Origin of the sequence: Sorangium sp. So ce131 (genome assembly GCF_051519095.1) — a bacterium.
Taxonomy (GTDB): domain Bacteria; phylum Myxococcota_A; class Polyangia; order Polyangiales; family Polyangiaceae; genus Sorangium.
The window spans coordinates 8,299,854-8,316,707 of sequence record NZ_CP150455.1; the positions used below are offsets into that span (position 1 = coordinate 8,299,854).

10 protein-coding genes are annotated in these 16,854 nt (G+C 73.5%); 4 read left to right on the forward strand and 6 right to left on the reverse strand.

Annotated features, from left to right (window positions below; all coding sequences use genetic code 11):
• Positions 1–13: 13 nt before the first annotated feature.
• Positions 14–472, forward strand: a complete 459-nt coding sequence (locus WMF43_RS30175) for a TerB family tellurite resistance protein (protein WP_104983451.1) — start codon at positions 14–16, stop codon at positions 470–472.
• Positions 473–493: 21 nt separating this feature from the next.
• Here WMF43_RS30175 and WMF43_RS30180 read toward each other — a convergent pair whose 3' ends face one another.
• On the reverse strand, positions 494–2,050 hold the full coding sequence (locus tag WMF43_RS30180; protein WP_437669901.1) for an NFACT RNA binding domain-containing protein: 1,557 nt from the start codon (positions 2,048–2,050) through the stop codon (positions 494–496).
• A 23-nt stretch (positions 2,051–2,073) separates the two neighbouring features.
• Positions 2,074–2,526: a hypothetical protein gene (locus WMF43_RS30185; protein WP_437669903.1), complete on the reverse strand. Its 453-nt coding sequence runs from the start codon at positions 2,524–2,526 to the stop codon at positions 2,074–2,076.
• Between the two features lie 125 nt (positions 2,527–2,651).
• Between WMF43_RS30185 and WMF43_RS30190 the strand changes: the two genes are divergently transcribed.
• A complete protein-coding gene (locus WMF43_RS30190; protein ID WP_437669905.1) occupies positions 2,652–3,401 on the forward strand; it encodes a formylglycine-generating enzyme family protein in 750 nt (249 codons plus the stop codon).
• 68 nt (positions 3,402–3,469) lie between these two features.
• Here WMF43_RS30190 and WMF43_RS30195 read toward each other — a convergent pair whose 3' ends face one another.
• The gene (locus WMF43_RS30195; protein ID WP_437669907.1) at positions 3,470–4,111 is read right to left on the reverse strand and encodes a hypothetical protein; all 642 of its coding nucleotides are present in this window, start codon (positions 4,109–4,111) and stop codon (positions 3,470–3,472) included.
• Positions 4,112–4,402: 291 nt separating this feature from the next.
• Between WMF43_RS30195 and WMF43_RS30200 the strand changes: the two genes are divergently transcribed.
• Positions 4,403–4,855: a GNAT family N-acetyltransferase gene (locus tag WMF43_RS30200; protein WP_437669908.1), complete on the forward strand. Its 453-nt coding sequence runs from the start codon at positions 4,403–4,405 to the stop codon at positions 4,853–4,855.
• 36 nt (positions 4,856–4,891) lie between these two features.
• Here WMF43_RS30200 and WMF43_RS30205 read toward each other — a convergent pair whose 3' ends face one another.
• From WMF43_RS30205 to WMF43_RS30215, 3 genes are all read right to left on the reverse strand, one after another.
• Positions 4,892–10,789: an nSTAND1 domain-containing NTPase gene (locus WMF43_RS30205; protein ID WP_437669910.1), complete on the reverse strand. Its 5,898-nt coding sequence runs from the start codon at positions 10,787–10,789 to the stop codon at positions 4,892–4,894.
• Positions 10,790–11,367: 578 nt separating this feature from the next.
• Positions 11,368–11,622 (reverse strand): addiction module protein, encoded by a 255-nt coding sequence (locus WMF43_RS30210; protein WP_437669912.1) that lies wholly within the window; start codon positions 11,620–11,622, stop codon positions 11,368–11,370.
• Positions 11,623–11,749: 127 nt separating this feature from the next.
• Positions 11,750–12,100 (reverse strand): AgmX/PglI C-terminal domain-containing protein, encoded by a 351-nt coding sequence (locus WMF43_RS30215; RefSeq protein WP_437669914.1) that lies wholly within the window; start codon positions 12,098–12,100, stop codon positions 11,750–11,752.
• Positions 12,101–12,666: 566 nt separating this feature from the next.
• Here WMF43_RS30215 and WMF43_RS30220 point away from each other — a divergent pair.
• The gene (locus WMF43_RS30220; RefSeq protein ID WP_437669915.1) at positions 12,667–16,848 is read left to right on the forward strand and encodes a serine/threonine-protein kinase; all 4,182 of its coding nucleotides are present in this window, start codon (positions 12,667–12,669) and stop codon (positions 16,846–16,848) included.
• Positions 16,849–16,854 lie beyond the last annotated feature (6 nt).

The window sequence follows — 16,854 nt, forward strand, 5'->3', positions numbered from 1 at the left end:
AGGCAGAGGCGCGATGAAGCCCCCGGTGCTGGTCCAGCAGGCCGCCGGCCTGCTCAGGGCCCGTTTCGATCTGAACGAGTACAACCCGACCCCGATCGTCGACCTCGGCGCGCTCGTGGCGAACGCCGACGGCAACGTGGACGCGGAGGAGGTCGACGCCCTGCGGCAGCTGATCGAGCCGATGCTCGGCACCGAGCTCAACGCGGAGCTCGTCCGTTATCTCATCGAGGCGAGCCTGAAGGTGATCGCCGCGGCGGGCGTCGAGCCCCGGGTGCGCCTGCTCGCGGAGATCCTGATGGATTGCGACGCGGTGGAGGAAGGGGTCATCGTCGCGCTGGCCGTGGCGCACGCGAGCGAGGGCCTGTCGGCCGCGGAGCGGGCGATCATCGAGTCGCTCGCCCGGGCAGCGGAGCTCCCCGCGAGCCGGCTCGAGCGCCTGAACGAAGAGGTCCGGGCCGCGTTCGCCGCCTGAGCGGCGGCCGCCAGGGCGGCGTCAGCCCTCTTCCTTGGTCGCGAGCAGCCGCGCCAGGCGATCTCCCTCGATGCGGACGGCGATCACCTTCTCGCGCTCGAAGGTCACCGCGCCCGGCGCCGCGCCGCGCGGCTTGCGCACGTAGCGGCGCTGCACGTAGCTCACCTCGCACACCACGTCGCCGCGCGCGTCGCTGAAGTGCGCCGCCAGGGTCGCCGCGTCCACGAGCACGTCGGCGGGGCAGCTCGCTCCCTTGGGGAGCGGCACCACGACGTGCGCTCCCACGACACCTTTCGCGTGCAGCCACAGGTCGTGCGGCCGCGCGTGTTTGGTCGTGAGCGCGTCGTTGTCCTCGGCGCCCCGGCCGACGAGGATCGCGGCGCCGGAAGCGCTCCGGTACACGTGGAAGGGCCGCCGCGGCGCCTCCCGGCCCGCCCGGGGGCCCTGGGTCCTGGCCGGGCCGGGCTCCCCCGGCGCCGCGAGGTCGGCGAGCGCCGCGCGCGCCACGCCGAGCGAGATCGCGCGCTTCGCGAGCGGCTCCAGCGCCTCCGGCCGCGGCGCTGCGGCCGCGACGTCCGCCTCGAGCGCGGCGATCGCCTGGAGGGCGCGCTCGGTCTCGGCGAGGCGGGCGCGCATGACGGCCTCGCCGCGCTGGTAGCGCCGCGCCTTGGCGAAGAAGGTCTCGGCCTGCGCCTTCGCGGGGCGCGCCGGGTCGAGCGCGACCTCGAGCTTGCCGCCGGTCTCCCAGTCGTCGAGGAGCGCCTTCGCGGCGCCGCGCGGCACACGCGCGCCCTGCGCGAGCAGCAGCTGCCCGGTCTTCTGCAGGCGGGCGACGCTCCCCAGCCGACCGAGATCGCCGCGCACCGCCTCGGCCCTGCGCTCGAGCGCCGCGCGCCGCGCCTTGACCGCGCGCGCGAGCGCCGCCTTCTCCTGCCCGGCCGCGGCGTCGTCGCTCGCCTCGACCAGCGCCGCGCCGGCGGCCAGCGGGTCCGCCGCGTAGACGACCTCCGCGGGCGGCGCCCCGCCCTGCGGCGGCCAGCGGACGATGAGGTTGCCCGCGCCGTCGAGCAGCCGCGCCTCGCCGCGGCGCCCCGGCGCGAGCTCCAGCCGGGCGGCCGCCGCGCGCCCCTGCCCCGCCGGCGCACGCTCCGCCTGCGCCGGCGCGCCCCCCTCCCCTTCCACCGCGCGCCCCTTCCCCGCCTCGGCCGCGCTCGTCTCCCCGATCTCGCCCTCGTCCTCGCCTTCGTCCCGGGGCAGATCGCCGGCCACCACCGCGAGGCCGTCGCTCCGCACCTCGATCGCCAGCACGCGGCGGCCCACGAGGTGCGCCCGCATCGCGGCCACGAGCGGGTGCGCCGCGGCGGCGCGGAGCCGAGGCAGCCGCGGCAGCACCCCGACGCCCGCGACGCGCGGCCCGATGCCGGCGCCGAGCACGCGCCGCGCCCCGGCGTACACCGCGAGCGCGACGAGCCCCGTCGCGGGGTTCGCGTGCGCCGCGTCGATCCGCGCCCCCACCCAGCCCGCGACCTCCTCGGCGAGCGCGCCCCCTGCCGCTGCGCCGCCTTGCCGGTCTTCCATGGCGAACGTGCTCCCCTGTCCCGTCAGGGGCGCCCGTCGCCGCCGCTGCCGGAGCACTCGCCCTGCCGGCAGCGGAGCCCGGGTCCACACTGCGCCCAGGGCTGCAGATCCGCGTCGCACCCGGACGGGCGGATGTCGCCGCACTGGTTCGCGTTCACGCTGTCCGTCGCGCAGTTCAGGAACGGCAAGAGCAGGTCGTTGCACTCCGGCGCCTGGACCAACAGCCAGTCACAGAGCGCGCGGCACTCGTCGCCTCCATACCCGCATGTCTCCTCGAAGAGGCCGCAGTAGACCTTACACCGCGCGCCGACGTCGCCCCCGCCCTCCCCGGTCGAGCCCGAGGCCGTCGCGCTGGTGCTGGTCGCGTCGGGGGTGCCCGCCCCGGCGCCGTCCGCGCCGCTAGAGAAGCCGTCGACGACGACGTTGCCGCCGCAGGCGCCCGCCCAGGCGAGCGCGGCCAGCGAAGGTAGGCACATCCTAAGCAGCGTCCTGTTCATGGCCGCGAGACTACCCCGATGAGCGCGGGAGCGCGAGCGCGCGGGGAGACGCAAAGCTGCGCGTGCGGCGCGCGCCGCGTTGGGATAGAGAGCCGCGAGATCGCGTGCTCTTCGACGTCCTGCTCGCCCAGCTGCTCGCCCAGGCCGGCGCGCTGCCCGCCCCGCCGCCCGCCCCGAAGGCCGCGGCGGTCTGCCCGCCCGACATGGTGCTCGTCGAGGGCACGCACCACGAGAACGTCCAGCGGATCTGCACGAGCTACCAGGGCGGCCATTGCTACCGCTTCTTCCCCGGGCTGTTCGCCGCCGAGCCGCGCGCGACGCCGGTGCGCACCTGCATGGACCGCTACGAGTGGCCGAACCGCGCCGGCGCGCTGCCGGTCGTGATGCTGCGCTTCGTCGAGGCCGAGAAGGAGTGCGCGGCCGCCGGCAAGCGCCTCTGCACCGAGTTCGAGTGGGAGCTCGCGTGCGAGGGGCCGTCCGCGCTCCCGTTCCCGTACGGCTACGCGCAGGACGCAGCCGCGTGCAACGTGGGCAAGCCGTACCGGGGCATCAGCGAGCGGCGGCTCGCGTCGGACGACCCGGCGGTGCGGGCGGCCGAGACGCAGCGGCTCTGGCAGGGAGAGCCGTCGGGGTCGTATCCCGCGTGCGTGAGCCCGTACGGCGTGATGGACCTCGTCGGCAACGTGGAAGAGTGGGTGGCCACGTCGCGGCCCGAGTGGCCGCACCGGTCGTCGCTGAAGGGGGGATACTGGTCCAAGCCGTGGGCCGGGTGCCGCGGGACGAACGAGTCGCACGGGCCGATGTTCCGGTTCTACGAGATCGGGTTTCGCTGCTGCAAGGACGCGGGCCCGTGAGGTGAGACGCCCGGGCCGCAGGGGAGCCTGGATCACGCGAAAGGTTCGCCACCTGCTGGAGCTCGGCGCTACCTGCCGTGCTTCAGGGCGTCCATATTCCCGCGAGCCCGCATGCTGTTCGATGCGAGCTTGTTGGACACACGAAAGAGGTAGGTCACCAGCGTGCAGGTCCACTGCGTCCACGGGGTTACGCCGCAGCCACGCCAGGTCCCGGCGAACACCGGCGCCTCCTCCTCGTCCTCGCCGTCGTAGTACGCGACCTCCCCCGAGGGGCCGATGCTGATCCAGACGCTCGCATCCTCCTTCAGCCACGCCTTGGAGACCTCGATGACGCCCCACAGGCTGTCGTTCGGGCCGATGAGCCGCCCGTCGGGCATCATCAGCGCGTAGGGCTTCGTCTGGATATCGGAGGCATCGCGAGCAGCCGACTCGGTGGATCCATATTGGAACGGCCACTGCTCACCGGGAAGCAGCTCCGCAGACACACGGCCCCGGTGATCCACGGTGAGCACGTGCCTGCCGTTCCATGACACCATTCCGTTCGAGTAGATCACAATCCGATCTTCCTTGCTGATCTCCCACATCGCGTCAGGAATCTGCATGGGGGCGCCGCCGTCCGCCCACTCGGACGGAGGGGCCAGGCCCATGCGGCACGCCACGAGCGAATGACTCAGCGCTGCGATCGCCACCACGCAGAGAAGATGCTTCATGGATTCATACTACATTCCGGCTGCCAGCAATTCCAAGAGGTGCACGGGGGTGGAACCGAGCCGTCTCACGGCCGGCGCGCACCTCGCGGAGGGCCCGCCGTCGACGAGCGCCACCGCCCCGCCTCGGCCTGCGTCGCTCGCCGTCGGATCTCCACGTCTGAGTCCAGTGCGGGCGGCCGGATCTCCGCCGGGCGGAGGCGGTCCGGGCTCCGGCAGGCCGCGCGCCTGCGCAGCGCTGGCTGACCGCGCGCCGCCTGGGGTATCTGTCGCTGACAGACGGAGAGCAAGACCATGTGGAAGCGCCTCGCACCGGAAGGTTTCATCGCCCCTACGACCCTCGAGACGAGCAGGCTCCGCCTGCGTCCGCTCACGGTCCACGACGTGGTCCGCGACTACGACGCCGTCATGACGAGCGTCGAGCACCTGGCCGGGCTCGGGATGTTCGGCGAATGGCCGCGCGGCTTGACCCTGGAGCAGAACCTCATCGATCTCGGCTGGCACCAGAAGAACCACGCGATCGGCGCGGCGTTCACCTACACGGTGCTGTCGCTCGACGAGCGCACGTGCCTCGGCTGCGTCTACATCGAGCCGACCGAGGTCCCGGGCTGCGAGGCGGAGGTCCTCCTCTGGGTGCGCCAGAGCGAGCTCGCCTCGGGGCTGGACGAGCACCTGTACTCGGCGGTGCGCGAATGGTTGTCGAGCGCCTGGCCGTTTCGACGGGTGTGTTATCCCGGCCGGGAGTGACGCGCGCCGCGGCGGTCGGCGTCATCTTGCGTGTTGTTATTGGTCCAAGGAGCCGAGCGGTTGGCCGGCCGGATCCGTCCGGTGTTCCGGGGCGGTCGCGCGTGCCTCGTTCACGTGGCGCATGCAGGCTTCCATGTCGGCTCGGGCCGTAGCTTCATCCACGCCGAGGATCTCCAACCTCTGCTCGATTGGCATGCAGTAGGCGGTCGCGGTCCACAGCCTCGGGTCTTCGACACCATGAAACGGATCGAGGTCGGTCCATACACTCACCGCGCATTTACCGGACGCGGCGTCAGTGGACGCGGTGGCGATGCGCTTGCCATCGGGGCTGAACGCCACGGCGATGAATGAGACGATGTCTGAGGGATCGGAGCCGGGCAGGACCAGGGGCTCCCCCGTGCCGTCGGCATTCCATACCTGCACCGGGTCGTCTATTGACGCGCTGACGATGCGCTTGCCGTCTGGGCTGAACGCCACGTTGTAGCCGGGCAGGACCAGGGGCTCCCCCGTGCCGTCGGCATTCCATACCCGCACCGGGTTGCCTCGTGACCATGTGGCGATGCGCATGCCGTCAGGGCTGAACGCCACCGAATCGACATCACTCTCGTGACCGCGAAGCACCAGGGGCTCGCCCTTGCCCTCCGTGTTCCACACCCGCGCGGTCTTGTCCCGTGATGTGGTGACGATGCGCTTGCCGTCAGGGCTGAACGCCGCCGAATCGACATCACTCTCGTGACCGCGAAGCACCAGGGGCTCGCCCTTGCCCTCCGTGTTCCACACCCGCGCGGTCTTGTCCCGTGATGTGGTGACGATGCGCTTGCCGTCAGGGCTGAACGCCGCCGACACGACCCCATCCTTGTGACCGCGAAGCACCAGGGGCTCGCCCTTGCCCTCCGCGTTCCACACCCGCGCGGTCCCGTCGTAGGACGCAGTCACGATGCGCTTGCCGTCAGGGCTGAACGCCGCCGACACGACCTTATCCTTGTGACCGCGAAGCACCAGGGGCTCGCCCTTGCCCTCCGCATTCCACACCCGCGCGGTCCCGTCGTAGGACGCAGTCACGATGCGCTTGCCGTCAGGGTTGAACGCCGCCGACACGACCCCATCCTTGTGACCGCGAAGCACCAGGGGCTCGCCCTTGCCCTCCGCATTCCACACCCGCGCGGTCCCGTCGTAGGACGCAGTCACGATGCGCTTGCCGTCGGGGCTGAACGCCATCGAATGGACCGCACCATCGTGACCGCGAAGCACCAGGGGCTCGCCCTTGCCCTCCGCATTCCACACCCGCGCGGTCCCGTCGTAGGACGCAGTCACGATGCGCTTGCCGTCAGGGCTGAACGCCGAACGGCTGTAACCTCCGTGACCGCGAAGGACCAAGGGCGCGCCCTTGCCGTCCGTATTCCACACCCGTGTGGTCTTATAGGACGCAGTCACGATGCGCTTGCCGTCGGGGCTGAACGCCGCCGAATAGACACCACTCTCGTGACCGCGAAGGACCAAGGGCTCGCCCTTGCCCTCCGCATTCCACACCCGCGCGGTCTTGTCCTGGGACGCCGTGACGATGCGCTTGCCGTCAGGGCTGAACGCCGCCGAAAAGACATGACCCTCGTGACCACGAAGGATCAAGGGCTCGCCCGTGCCGTCCACATTCCACACCCGCGCGGTCTTGTCCTGGGACGCCGTGACGATGCGCTTGCCGTCAGGGCTGAACGCCGCCGAATAGACACCACTCTCGTGACCACGAAGGATCAAGGGCTCGCCCGTGCCGTCCGCATTCCACACCCGCGCGGTCGTGTCGAAGGACGCCGTGACGATGCGCTTGCCGTCAGGGCTGAACGCCGCCGAAAAGACATGACTCTCGTGACCACGAAGGATCAAGGGCTCGCCCGTGCCGTCCGCATTCCACACCCGCGCGGTCGTGTCGAAGGACGCCGTGACGATGCGCTTGCCGTCAGGGCTGAACGCCGCCGAAAAGACATAACTCTCGTGACCACGAAGGATCAAGGGCTCGCCCGTGCCGTCCGCATTCCACACCCGCGCGGTCTTGTCCCATGATGCGGTGACGATGCGCTTGCCGTCAGGGCTATAGGCCGCATCAAAGACGGTAGTTGGATGGCTGAACACCTCGCGAGCGACCCCGCCGTACAGAGCCGAGCGGGTGAGACTGGCCCACCCTCGTGGTATGTCCGGCGGCTCGATTTCACGCAGGAGCGCGAGGGCGGTGGTAGGATCCGCTTGCTGCTCGCGCGCCGCGGCCACGCGGGTGGCGTTGCGCGCTTGCCGGGCGCCGGCCTGCGCACGAGCCGCCTCCAGGTCTGCACGCGTCGCCTGCTGCTCGGCGCGCGTCGCCTGCTGGCCGGCGCGAACCGCCAGGTACGATACCATGACCGCGATCGCCGTGAGCGCGGCGATCGCGCCCGTGGTGAGCCGCCAGCGAAGCCGGCGTGCGCGCTCGGCGAAAGTCACGACGGCAAGCAGGTAGCGCTCTTCGCGCTTGCCGAGCCCGATACGCCACTCGGGCCCCTGCGCAGCGCGGCGGCGCTGGTGCCACCCCCGGGCGTCCTCCGCGGCGCGCTCGCGCCAGAGTAGCCCATCGGCCTGATCGCTTGCCTCCCACTGCTGGGCCGCGGCGCGCAGCCGGGCCAGGAACTGTGCGTCCTGCTGGCTCTCGTCGAGCCACTGCCCGAGCCTTGCCCACCGGTCGATCAACGATTCGTGGACCAGCTCCACCGTCGTGCCCTCGCGCTCGCCGCCGGGCTCGATGAGCACGAGCCGCGCGCTGGCCAGGTGCTGGATCACCCGCGGGATCCCGTCGTCGCTGTGCTCCTCGCCGTCCTGCTCGATCTCGCAGAGCTCGTCCAGGCTCACCACCGCGCGCGTCCGCTCGGGCGTGACCAGGCGCAAGAACACCGCCCGCGCCAGCCGCTGCTCGCGCACCGGCAACGCCGAGAGCACCGCGTCCGCGTGGGCGGACAGGGCACCGGCCACGCCGCCGAGCTGTTCATAACTCTCTCGCGTCAGGAGCCGGCGCTCGCGATCCCGCGTCTCCCACAGCTTCGTGGCCGTGAACTGCAAGAGGGGCAAGGGGCTGCGCGTGCTCTCCAGCGTGCGGAGCATGTCCTCGACCATCTCCGTCGTCTCGAAGCGATGCCCGGCGGCCTCGATCGGCCGCGCCAAGGCCTCGCGCTGGCCCTCGCGCCCCATCGGTGGAAGGAACCAGAGCCCGCGGGTCGCGTCGTTGATGAAATTGCGGTCCTCGGCCATTCGGTCGAGGAAGTCCGAGCGGATGGCGAGCAGGACGCGCAGGGGCGACGAGGCGTCGTCGGCCGCGCCTTCCAGGCAGGCGAGGAACGCCGCGCGCTCCTCGGGCGCCGCGCCGAGCGTGTGGAGCTCCTCGAGCTGATCGACGAAGAGCAGGATGCGATTCCCTGGCCCCTCACGCCGACAGCTGGCCCGCAACCGAGCGCCCAGATAACCCGGCTGCGCGCGCAAGGTGGCCACGAGCCGGTCGTGCTCGGACAGCTCGGGCGAGCCCGCCGCTGCGCCAGCCGTCGTGGGCGCCGTCTCGGGGACCTGCACGAGCACGTCGGCGAGCGCGGACAGCGGACGGCGCCCCGGGCGCAGGGTGAACGCCTTCCACCGGTCCTCCGAGCGCTTCAAGGCCGGAATCACGCCCGCGCGCACGAACGACGACTTGCCCGCCCCCGAGGGCCCCGCGACGACCAGGAGCGGCTGGTTGCGCAGCCGCGCCGTCGTGGCGGCGATCTCGCGATCGCGGCCGAAGAAGCGCGCAGCGTCCGCCTCCTGGAAGGCGGACAGGCCGGCGAACGGGCTCTCGTCCTCGCCGAGCGCGATCGGCCTTCGGCTGGGCAGGAGCGCCTCGAGCCCGGCGAGCAGCTCCCTGGCCGAGCCGATGCGCTCGTCCTTGCGCTTCTTCAAGCAACGATCGACGAGCGCGCCCAGCGCACCGAGCCCTGGGCGACCCTCGCTCAGGCTGGGCATGGGAACATCGAGGTTCACGATGTCCGAGATCCGCGCAAGGGAGAATGGATCCAGCGGGTGCTTTCCTGTGAGCAGCTCGTACAGCATGATGCCGACGGCCCAGAGGTCGGTGCGATGATCGACGCCCCCGCCCAGCAGCTGCTCGGGCGACATGTACGGGAGCGTGCCGACGGGCGCGCTCGTCCGAGGCTGGCCAGCGCCTCCGGCGAGCGCCGACCGCGCGCCCGAGATCGTCGCGACCCTTCTGGCCTCCATCCGCTTGGCGATGCCGAAATCCAGCACCTTGGTGCATCCGGCGTCATCCAGGAGGATGTTCTCCGGCTTGAGATCGCGGTGCACGATCCCGAGGTCGTGCGCGCAGACCAGCGCGCGAGCGACAGGGATCATGAGCTCGAGCGCGACGCTGGGCGCTCGCTGGCCCGGCGGCGTGCGGGCGTCGGGCGCTTCGGTCGCGCCGGGGTGCTCGCGCTGGGTCATCCACTGGCGCAGCGTGGAGCCCTTGATGTACTCGAGCACGAGGTACGGGTACCCGCGAAACTCGTCCACCTCGTAGATGACCACGATGTGCTCGTGCCGGCAGCGCGCCGTGGCCCGCGCCTCGGCGAGGAATCGCTCGCTCTCGCGCCCGCCGTACCGGAGGAGGAGCTTGATCGCGACCAGGCGTCCAAGCCTCGTGTCGCGGGCCAGGAACACGACGCCCATGCCGCCCTGGCCCAGCTTGCGGAGGATCTCGTAATGCTTGATCGTGCTGCCGACAGCCGGGGGCAGGGCATCGACGACGGGCTCCGCCGGCGTCGCCCAGGCCTCCAGCGGAGCGGACATGCCTTCCTGCGCTCGCTCCTCGGGCATCGGGTTTGCCGCGTCTTCACCGAGAGGTGTGTCGACGAACGCGGGCGTGCGCTCCTCGACGGCTTCGACCGAAGCTCCGGGCGAGCTGCTGCACGCCGAGGGCGCGGCGCACCGGTTCCCCTCTTCCCGGGCGTCCCGGTCCTGCTCCTGCCGCACCTCGGCGCCGCTCGGCGCGTCTGGCTCGATGAGGTCCTCCCGGCGGAGCCCGTCCACCTCGCAGATGCCGAGCTCGCTCAGGAGGCCGTCGGCCGTGACGACCCGCGCCGCGACATCCTCGTCCGTCGCGCGCCGCAAGATCGCGCCGAGCGGATGCTCGAGCAGCGCGGCAGGGATCCGCGCCGGCGCGCGGCCTTTCCGCGGAACGCCCCCTGCCGCCGGCGGGCTGCCGCTTCGCGTGCGGCGACCCGTGAGGGACTCCAGAAACACGAGCGCCCAGGCGTACAGGTCTGAGCGCGCCGTCGGCGGAAAGCCCCGGATCTGCTCCGGCGCGGCGTAATCGTGAAAGGCCGGGAGCGCCTCGCCGCGACGGGCGAGCGCGTCGTCCTGGCGGGCACGCGCGCTCGCGGCGAACGTGCCGAAGCCGAAGTCGAGCACCAGCGCGTTCCGCGGCGCCCCCCCGGGCGCCACCATCACGTGGGTCGGCCTGAGATCCCCGTGGACGATGCCTTGCCGGTGCGCGCAGCCCAGCGCACTCAGGACTTGCAGCATCAGGTGCCGCGCTTCGGGCGGCTCGAGCGCGCCCTGCTCGGCCAGCAGCTCGGCCAGGCTCTGCCCGGGCACGAGCTCGAAGACGGCATACAGAGGCTCCTCATCCGTCCCCCCGGACTCGATGAGCCGGACGATGCTCGGATGCTGGAGACGCGCGCAGGCGCGCATCTCCCGCAAAAACCGCATGCGGTAGCGCCGCACCAGGGCCGCGGAGCCTCCGTCCCGGACCAGGCGCACGACCTTGAGGACGATCGGCTGCGCGCTCGCGATCTGCCGCCCTCTGTAGACGTCGGCGACGCTGCCCTCCCGGATCAACGAGAGGATTTCATAGCGGCCCTGGAACACCATCCCTGGAGCGAGGATCTCCGGGTTCATCGCAGCCCCTCCCGTCGCTGCACATCCCACGGCATCATCGGGCGAGCGGTCCGCGTCGCGGCATCCGCGCCGCGATCCCGGCGTCCAAGCCCGTGCCGCGCCCGCCGAACGCGCTCGACGAGGAGGCGGGCCCGATGCTCGGGCAGTCAGCCTCGCTGCCCCATCGTTCCTATGGGGTCATCCCCGCCCATCGTCCAACGCCCAGCATTCCGCAATGGGGTGTCCCAACCTGCGGCCGCGCGCCGGCTCCTGGAGTTCGCCACCGCGGCGCGGCGGAGCCTTTGGTCAGGAGATTCGGCTTTTCCAGTATCCAGGCTCGCGACGAGCATGCATCACGGCGATGACGACGACGTGCTCGCTCGAGAGGAGATAGATCAAAGCCTAGGGGAATTTGCGTAGATTCCACCTCCGCACGTCCCCCTCGACGCGCGCCGCAGCGTCCGGATTCCGCCGCACGAAGCCAACCGCCGCCTCGAACGCATCGACGAACCGCGATGCCACGTCGGGCGATAGGCCGAGATAGTGTTCGACCGCCTCTTCGAACTCCTGAAGAGCACGCGGGTGGAACCGAAACCGCCTCACCGCCGGCGCGCGTCGATCCGGGCGCGCGCCTCGCGGAGCACGTCGTCGCCGTCCACGAGCTCCACCGTCCCCGCCTCGACCTCCGTCGCTCGCCTCCGGATCTCCTCGAGCTGCTCCGGTGCGAGCGGCCAGCTCTCCTCCGGGTGGAGGCTCTCCCAGATCCTGTAGGCCACGAGCTCGCGCAGCGCCGGGGGAAGCGCGAGCGCCAGATCCGTCAACCTGTCCACTTCGGCGGTAACGTCGGCAGGCATGCGATCCGAACTCCTCGTACGGAGCGCGATCCTACCACGGACGGCGACGTCGGCGACCCACCGACGAGAGCGACCACGGACGGGCTCCACTGCGCGGTTATCCCCGGCCGGGCGTGACGTCCGCCCCTCACGGCCCGCCGGCGCCCGGCCCTCGCGCGCCCGCAGGCGCTGCGCCTGCGCCGGGCGGTCCGTCGCCGGGGCTCAACCTGATCGGGTACACGACGCTCACGATCCCGCCTTGGGGCGCTGGAAATCGCAGGGTCGCGAGCACCTTGTCGATGCAGTCGCGCACGACCGGATCCGGGATCGTCCCGGGGTCTTCCGCCGGACCGGCGACCTTGTGTGCGCCGACCGCGCCGTCCTTCTCAATCACGAAACACGCCGTGACCTTGCCCGCAAGCTTCGGATCTCGCTTCAGCCCATCGTCGTAACAGGCCCGCACCTGTTCGAAGTGGGCTCGCACCTCGCTCTGGATCACGGGGGGCGGCAACCGCCCTGCCTGGGCTTGAGGCTTGCCAGCGTCCGCCCCGCCGCGGGGCGCCGCGCCGTGCTGTGGGCCCCGGGAGGGGGTCGCGCCGACCATCGGTCCGATCATGGGCGCACACGGGTGCGAGACGGGCGAGGAGCTCTCCTTCGGAACGGGCGCTGCGGGGCCCGCCGCAGCAGGAGGCGACGCGGAAGGCGCTGATCCGGCGAGAGGCGCCTCGGCCGGAGCCGGCGCGGAGGCTGGCGACGCCGCCGCGGTCGACGCGAGGGCGGGCGACGCCGCTGGGGCCGCTGCCGCAGGCGTCGGCGCCGCCGGAGAGGCGACGGTCGGCGCCGCCGGAGAAGCAACAGGAGGACGCGAGGACGAGCAGGCCGCCGTGGAGAGGGCGAGGAGCACCGGAACGGAAAGGCGCATCGCGCGACTCTACCATTGCCCTGCTGGCGAGTGCGCCTCACGCCGAGAGCCACCTCCGTGCGCCCCGCGCAATCGTGCTCTCCGCCGGCCAGCCCCCGAGACACACTCCCCGCCGCCCCGGCCCCGGGTGATACTGCGCCGCGATGCGCCAGGGAGAGGTGATCGCCGACCGCTTCGTCGTCGAGGAGCTCGTCGGCGCCGGCGGCATGGGCCAGGTCTACCGCGCGCGCGACCGGCTCTCCGGCGCTCCGGTCGCCGTCAAGGTGCTCTCCGAGCGCCGCGGCTCCGGCCGGAGCGAGGAGCGCTTCGCGCGCGAGGCCGAGGTGCTCGCCGACGTCGATCACCCCGGCATCGTCCGCTACGTGGCCCACGGCACCACCTCCGCGGGCGTCCCCTACCTCGCCATGGAGTGGCTCGCGGGCGAGGACCTCGGCGCCCGCCTCCAGCGCCTCCCGCTCACCGTGGACGAGGCGGTCGCGCTCGTCTCCCGCGCCGCCGGGGCGCTCGCCACCGTGCACGATCGCGGCGTCGTCCACCGCGACGTGAAGCCGAGCAACCTCTTCCTCGTCGAGCGCGACGTCGCCCGGGTGAAGCTGCTCGACTTCGGCATCGCGCTGCGGCCGGACATCACGCGCATGACGCAGACCGGCGCGCTGCTCGGGACCGCGGGGTACATGGCGCCGGAGCAGGCCCGCGGCGCCGAGCAGGTCGACGCGCGGGCGGACGTGTTCGCGCTCGGCTGCGTGCTGTTCGAGTGCCTGACCGGCGCCCCGGCGTTCGTCGGGAAGGACGCCATCGCCGTCGTCGCGAAGATCGCGTTCGACGAGGCGCCGCGCCTCGGCGATCTCCGCCCCGACCTCCCCGCCGCGCTCGACGCGCTCTGCGCGCGCATGCTCGCCAAGCAGCCCGACCTCCGCCCGCGCGACGGCGCGGCCGTGCTCGAGGCGCTCGCCGAGGCGCTCGCCGGGGCCGCCGGGCCCGCCGAGCCGCCCGGCGGCGCGGGCGCGCGCCGGGCGGCGCTCACCCGGGGCGAGCGGCGCACGCTCGGCGTCGTGCTGGTCGGCGCCCCCCCGGCGGCGGAGCAGCCCACGGTCGAGGCGCTCGGCGCGACGCTCCGCCGGACGCACCGCCGGACGACGCCCCTCTCCCCGGAGGACGACGCGCTCCGCAGGGAGGCCGAGGCCCACGGCGGGCGCGTCGAGCGCCTCGCCGACGGCGCCGTGGCGGTCACGCTCGCCGGGGCGCAGGTCCCGACCGACCAGGCCGCGCAGGCCGCCCGCTGCGCCCTCGCGATCCGCGCGTGGTACCCCGACCGGCCGATCGCGCTCGCCATGGGCAGGGCCGCCGGCGACGGGCTCAGGCCGTGGGGCGACGCGATCGTCCGCGCCGCCGCCCTGCTCGCGCGGCCGGCGCCCCCGCGCGCGCCCCTCTGCCCGCCGGGCGGCGCGGCCAGCGCGCTCGACGCTCCCAGCGCGCTCGACGCGCCCAGCGCGCTCGACGCGCCCAGCGCGCTCGGCGCTCCCAGCGCGCCCATCACGCCCATCGCGATCGACGAGATAACCGCCGGCCTGCTCGACGCTCGGTTCGACGTGCGCGAGGGCGAGCTCGGCCTCTCGCTCGCGGGAGAGCGCGCGATCGCGGCCGAGGCGCGCACGCTGCTCGGCAAGCCCACGCCGTGCGTGGGGCGCGACTGGGAGCTCGCGGCCCTGGAGCGGCTCTTCGCCGAGTGCGTCGAGGAGCCGGCCGCGCGCGCCGTGCTGGTGACCGCGCCGGCGGGCATGGGCAAGTCGCGCCTCGCCCACGAGCTCCACGGCCGGCTCCGCCAGCGCCGCGAGCGGCCGGCGATCTGGATCGGGCGCGGCGACTCGCTCCGCGCCGGCTCCACGTTCGGGCTGCTCGGGCAGGCGCTCCGGGGCGCGCTCGGCATCCAGGGCGGCGAGCCCGCCGAGGCGCGGCGCGAGAAGACCAGGGCGCGCGTCGCCGAGCACGTCGCGGCCGCCGACCAGCGCCGCGTCGCCGAGTTCCTCGGCGAGCTCACGGGCACGCCCTTCCCCGACGAGGACAGCCTCCCCCTCCGGAGCGCCCGGCAGGACGCGCAGATCATGGGCGAGCAGATCCGCCTCGCCTGGGAGGACTTCCTCGACGCCGAGACCGCCGCGCGCCCGGTCGTGCTCGTGCTCGAGGACCTCCACTGGGGCGACCTGCCCACGGTGCGGCTCGTGGACGGGGCCCTGCGCAAGCTGAAGGAGCGCCCCTTCATGGTGCTCGCGCTGTCGCGCCCCGAGATCCACGCAACCTTCCCGAGGCTGTGGGCCGAGCGGGACGTCCAGGAGATCCGGCTCAAGGAGCTCTCGCGCAAGGCGAGCACCCGGCTCGTGCGGCAGGCGCTCGGCGACGCCGTCGACGAGGCCACGGTGGAGCGGCTCGTGGCGCGGGCCGACGGCAACGCGTTCTACCTGGAAGAGCTGATCCGCGCGACCGCCGAGCGCCGCGGCGACACGCTCCCCGAGACGGTGCTCGCGATGGTCCAGGCCAGGCTCGACGGCCTGGAGGACGCCGCGCGCCGGGTCCTCCGCGCCGGGAGCGTGTTCGGCGAGGTGTTCTGGCGCGGCGCCGCCCTCGCGCTGCTCGGCGGCCCGGCGCGGGCGGGCGCGACCGACGCGCCGGGCCCCGCGTCGGGCTGCGCCGCCGCCGGCGCGCTCGACGAGGAGCTCGGCAGGCTCGAGCGGCGAGAGTGGATCACCGCCCGGCCCACGGCGAGGTTCCCCGGCGAGCGGGAGCTCGTCTTCCGGCACGCGCTCGTGCGCGAGGCCGCGTACGCCATGCTCACCGACGAGGACCGCGCCCTCGGCCACTGCCTCGCCGGCGAGTGGCTCGAGCAGGCCGGCGAGCCCTCCGCGGCCGTCGTCGCCGAGCACTTCGATCGCGGCGGCGACCCCGCGCGCGCCGCCGCCGGCTACCGGCGCGCGGCCGCGCAGGCGCTCGCGGGCAACGACCTCGGTGCGGTATTTTCCCATACAGATCGCGCCCTTGCGCTCGGCGCGCGCGGCGAGGCGCTCGGCGAGCTCGCGCTGCTGCGGGCCGAGGCGCACCACTGGCGCGGGGACATCGCCGAGGCGCTCCGCTGGGCGCGGGTCGCGGCGGAGGCGCTGCCGCGGGGGAGCGCCCGCTGGTACGCGGCCGTGGGCGAGGTGGGGCAGACGGCCGGCCGGCTCGGGCTGCACGACGACCTCGCGGCGCTCGCCGGCGAGCTCGCGCGCGCGGCGGGCGGCGCGTCGGCCGGGAGCGCCGGGGGCGAGGCGACCGGCCCGGCGGTGATGGCGGCCACGCGGCTCGCCGTGCGGCTCTTCTACGCGGGGCGCTACGACCGGGCCGAGGCGCTGCTCGCCTGGATCGAGGCCGTCGCCGGGCGCTTCGCGGGCGACCCGGCCGTGAGCGGCCCGGTCTTCCGGGCGCGCAGCGTGCGCGCGCTGTTCGCGGGCGACCTCGACCGTTACCGGGCGCTGACCGAGGCCTCGCTCCGCTGCTTCGATCAGGTGGGCGACGTGCGCAACGTGTGCGTCGCGCGGGGGAACCTCGCGGAGGCGGAGTGCCGGCTCGGCGCGTACGCCGAGGCGGTGGCGCTCCTCCGCGCCGCGGTCGCCGACGCCGAGCGCATGGGGCTGGAGCGCGCCGTCATCACCGGCCGGCACAACCTCGGCCTCGCCCTCGGCCGCCTCGGCGCCCTCGAGGAGGGGCTCGCCGTCGAGGCGGAGGCCGTCGCGGCCGCGGTGCGGGGCGACTGGCGCAGCATCGAGGGCGTCTCGCGCGCCTACCTCGCGTGGCTGCTCCGGAGCGCGGGCGACCTCGACGCCGCCGAGGCCGAGGCGCGGCGCGGCGTGGCGCTGCTCGACGCGGCGGGGCCGTTCCAGGTGGTGGCCCGGGGGACGCTGGCCGAGGTGCTGCTCGCGCGCGGGCGGGCGCCCGAGGCGCTGGCCGAGGCGCGCGAGGCGATGGCGCAGCTCGCGTCGCTCGGCCAGGTCGAGGAGGGCGAGGAGCTCGCCCGGCTCGTGTACGCCGAGGCGCTGGAGGCCGCCGGCGATCACCCGGCGGCCTGCGCCGCGATCGCGGACGCGCGCGCGCGCCTGCTCGCGACCGCGGCGCGGCTCGACGACCCCCGCCGGCGCGAGCGCTTCCTGTCGTGCGTCTCCGAGAACGCGCGCACCCTGGAGCGCGCCGCGCAGTGGCTCGGCCCCGCGGCCCCGATCGCCGGGCTTCACGGGAGCTCCTGCGAGGAGCGCGGCCCCGCGGAGCTGCTCCGGAGCCCGCCGCGCCCGCGGGCTTGATGCCTC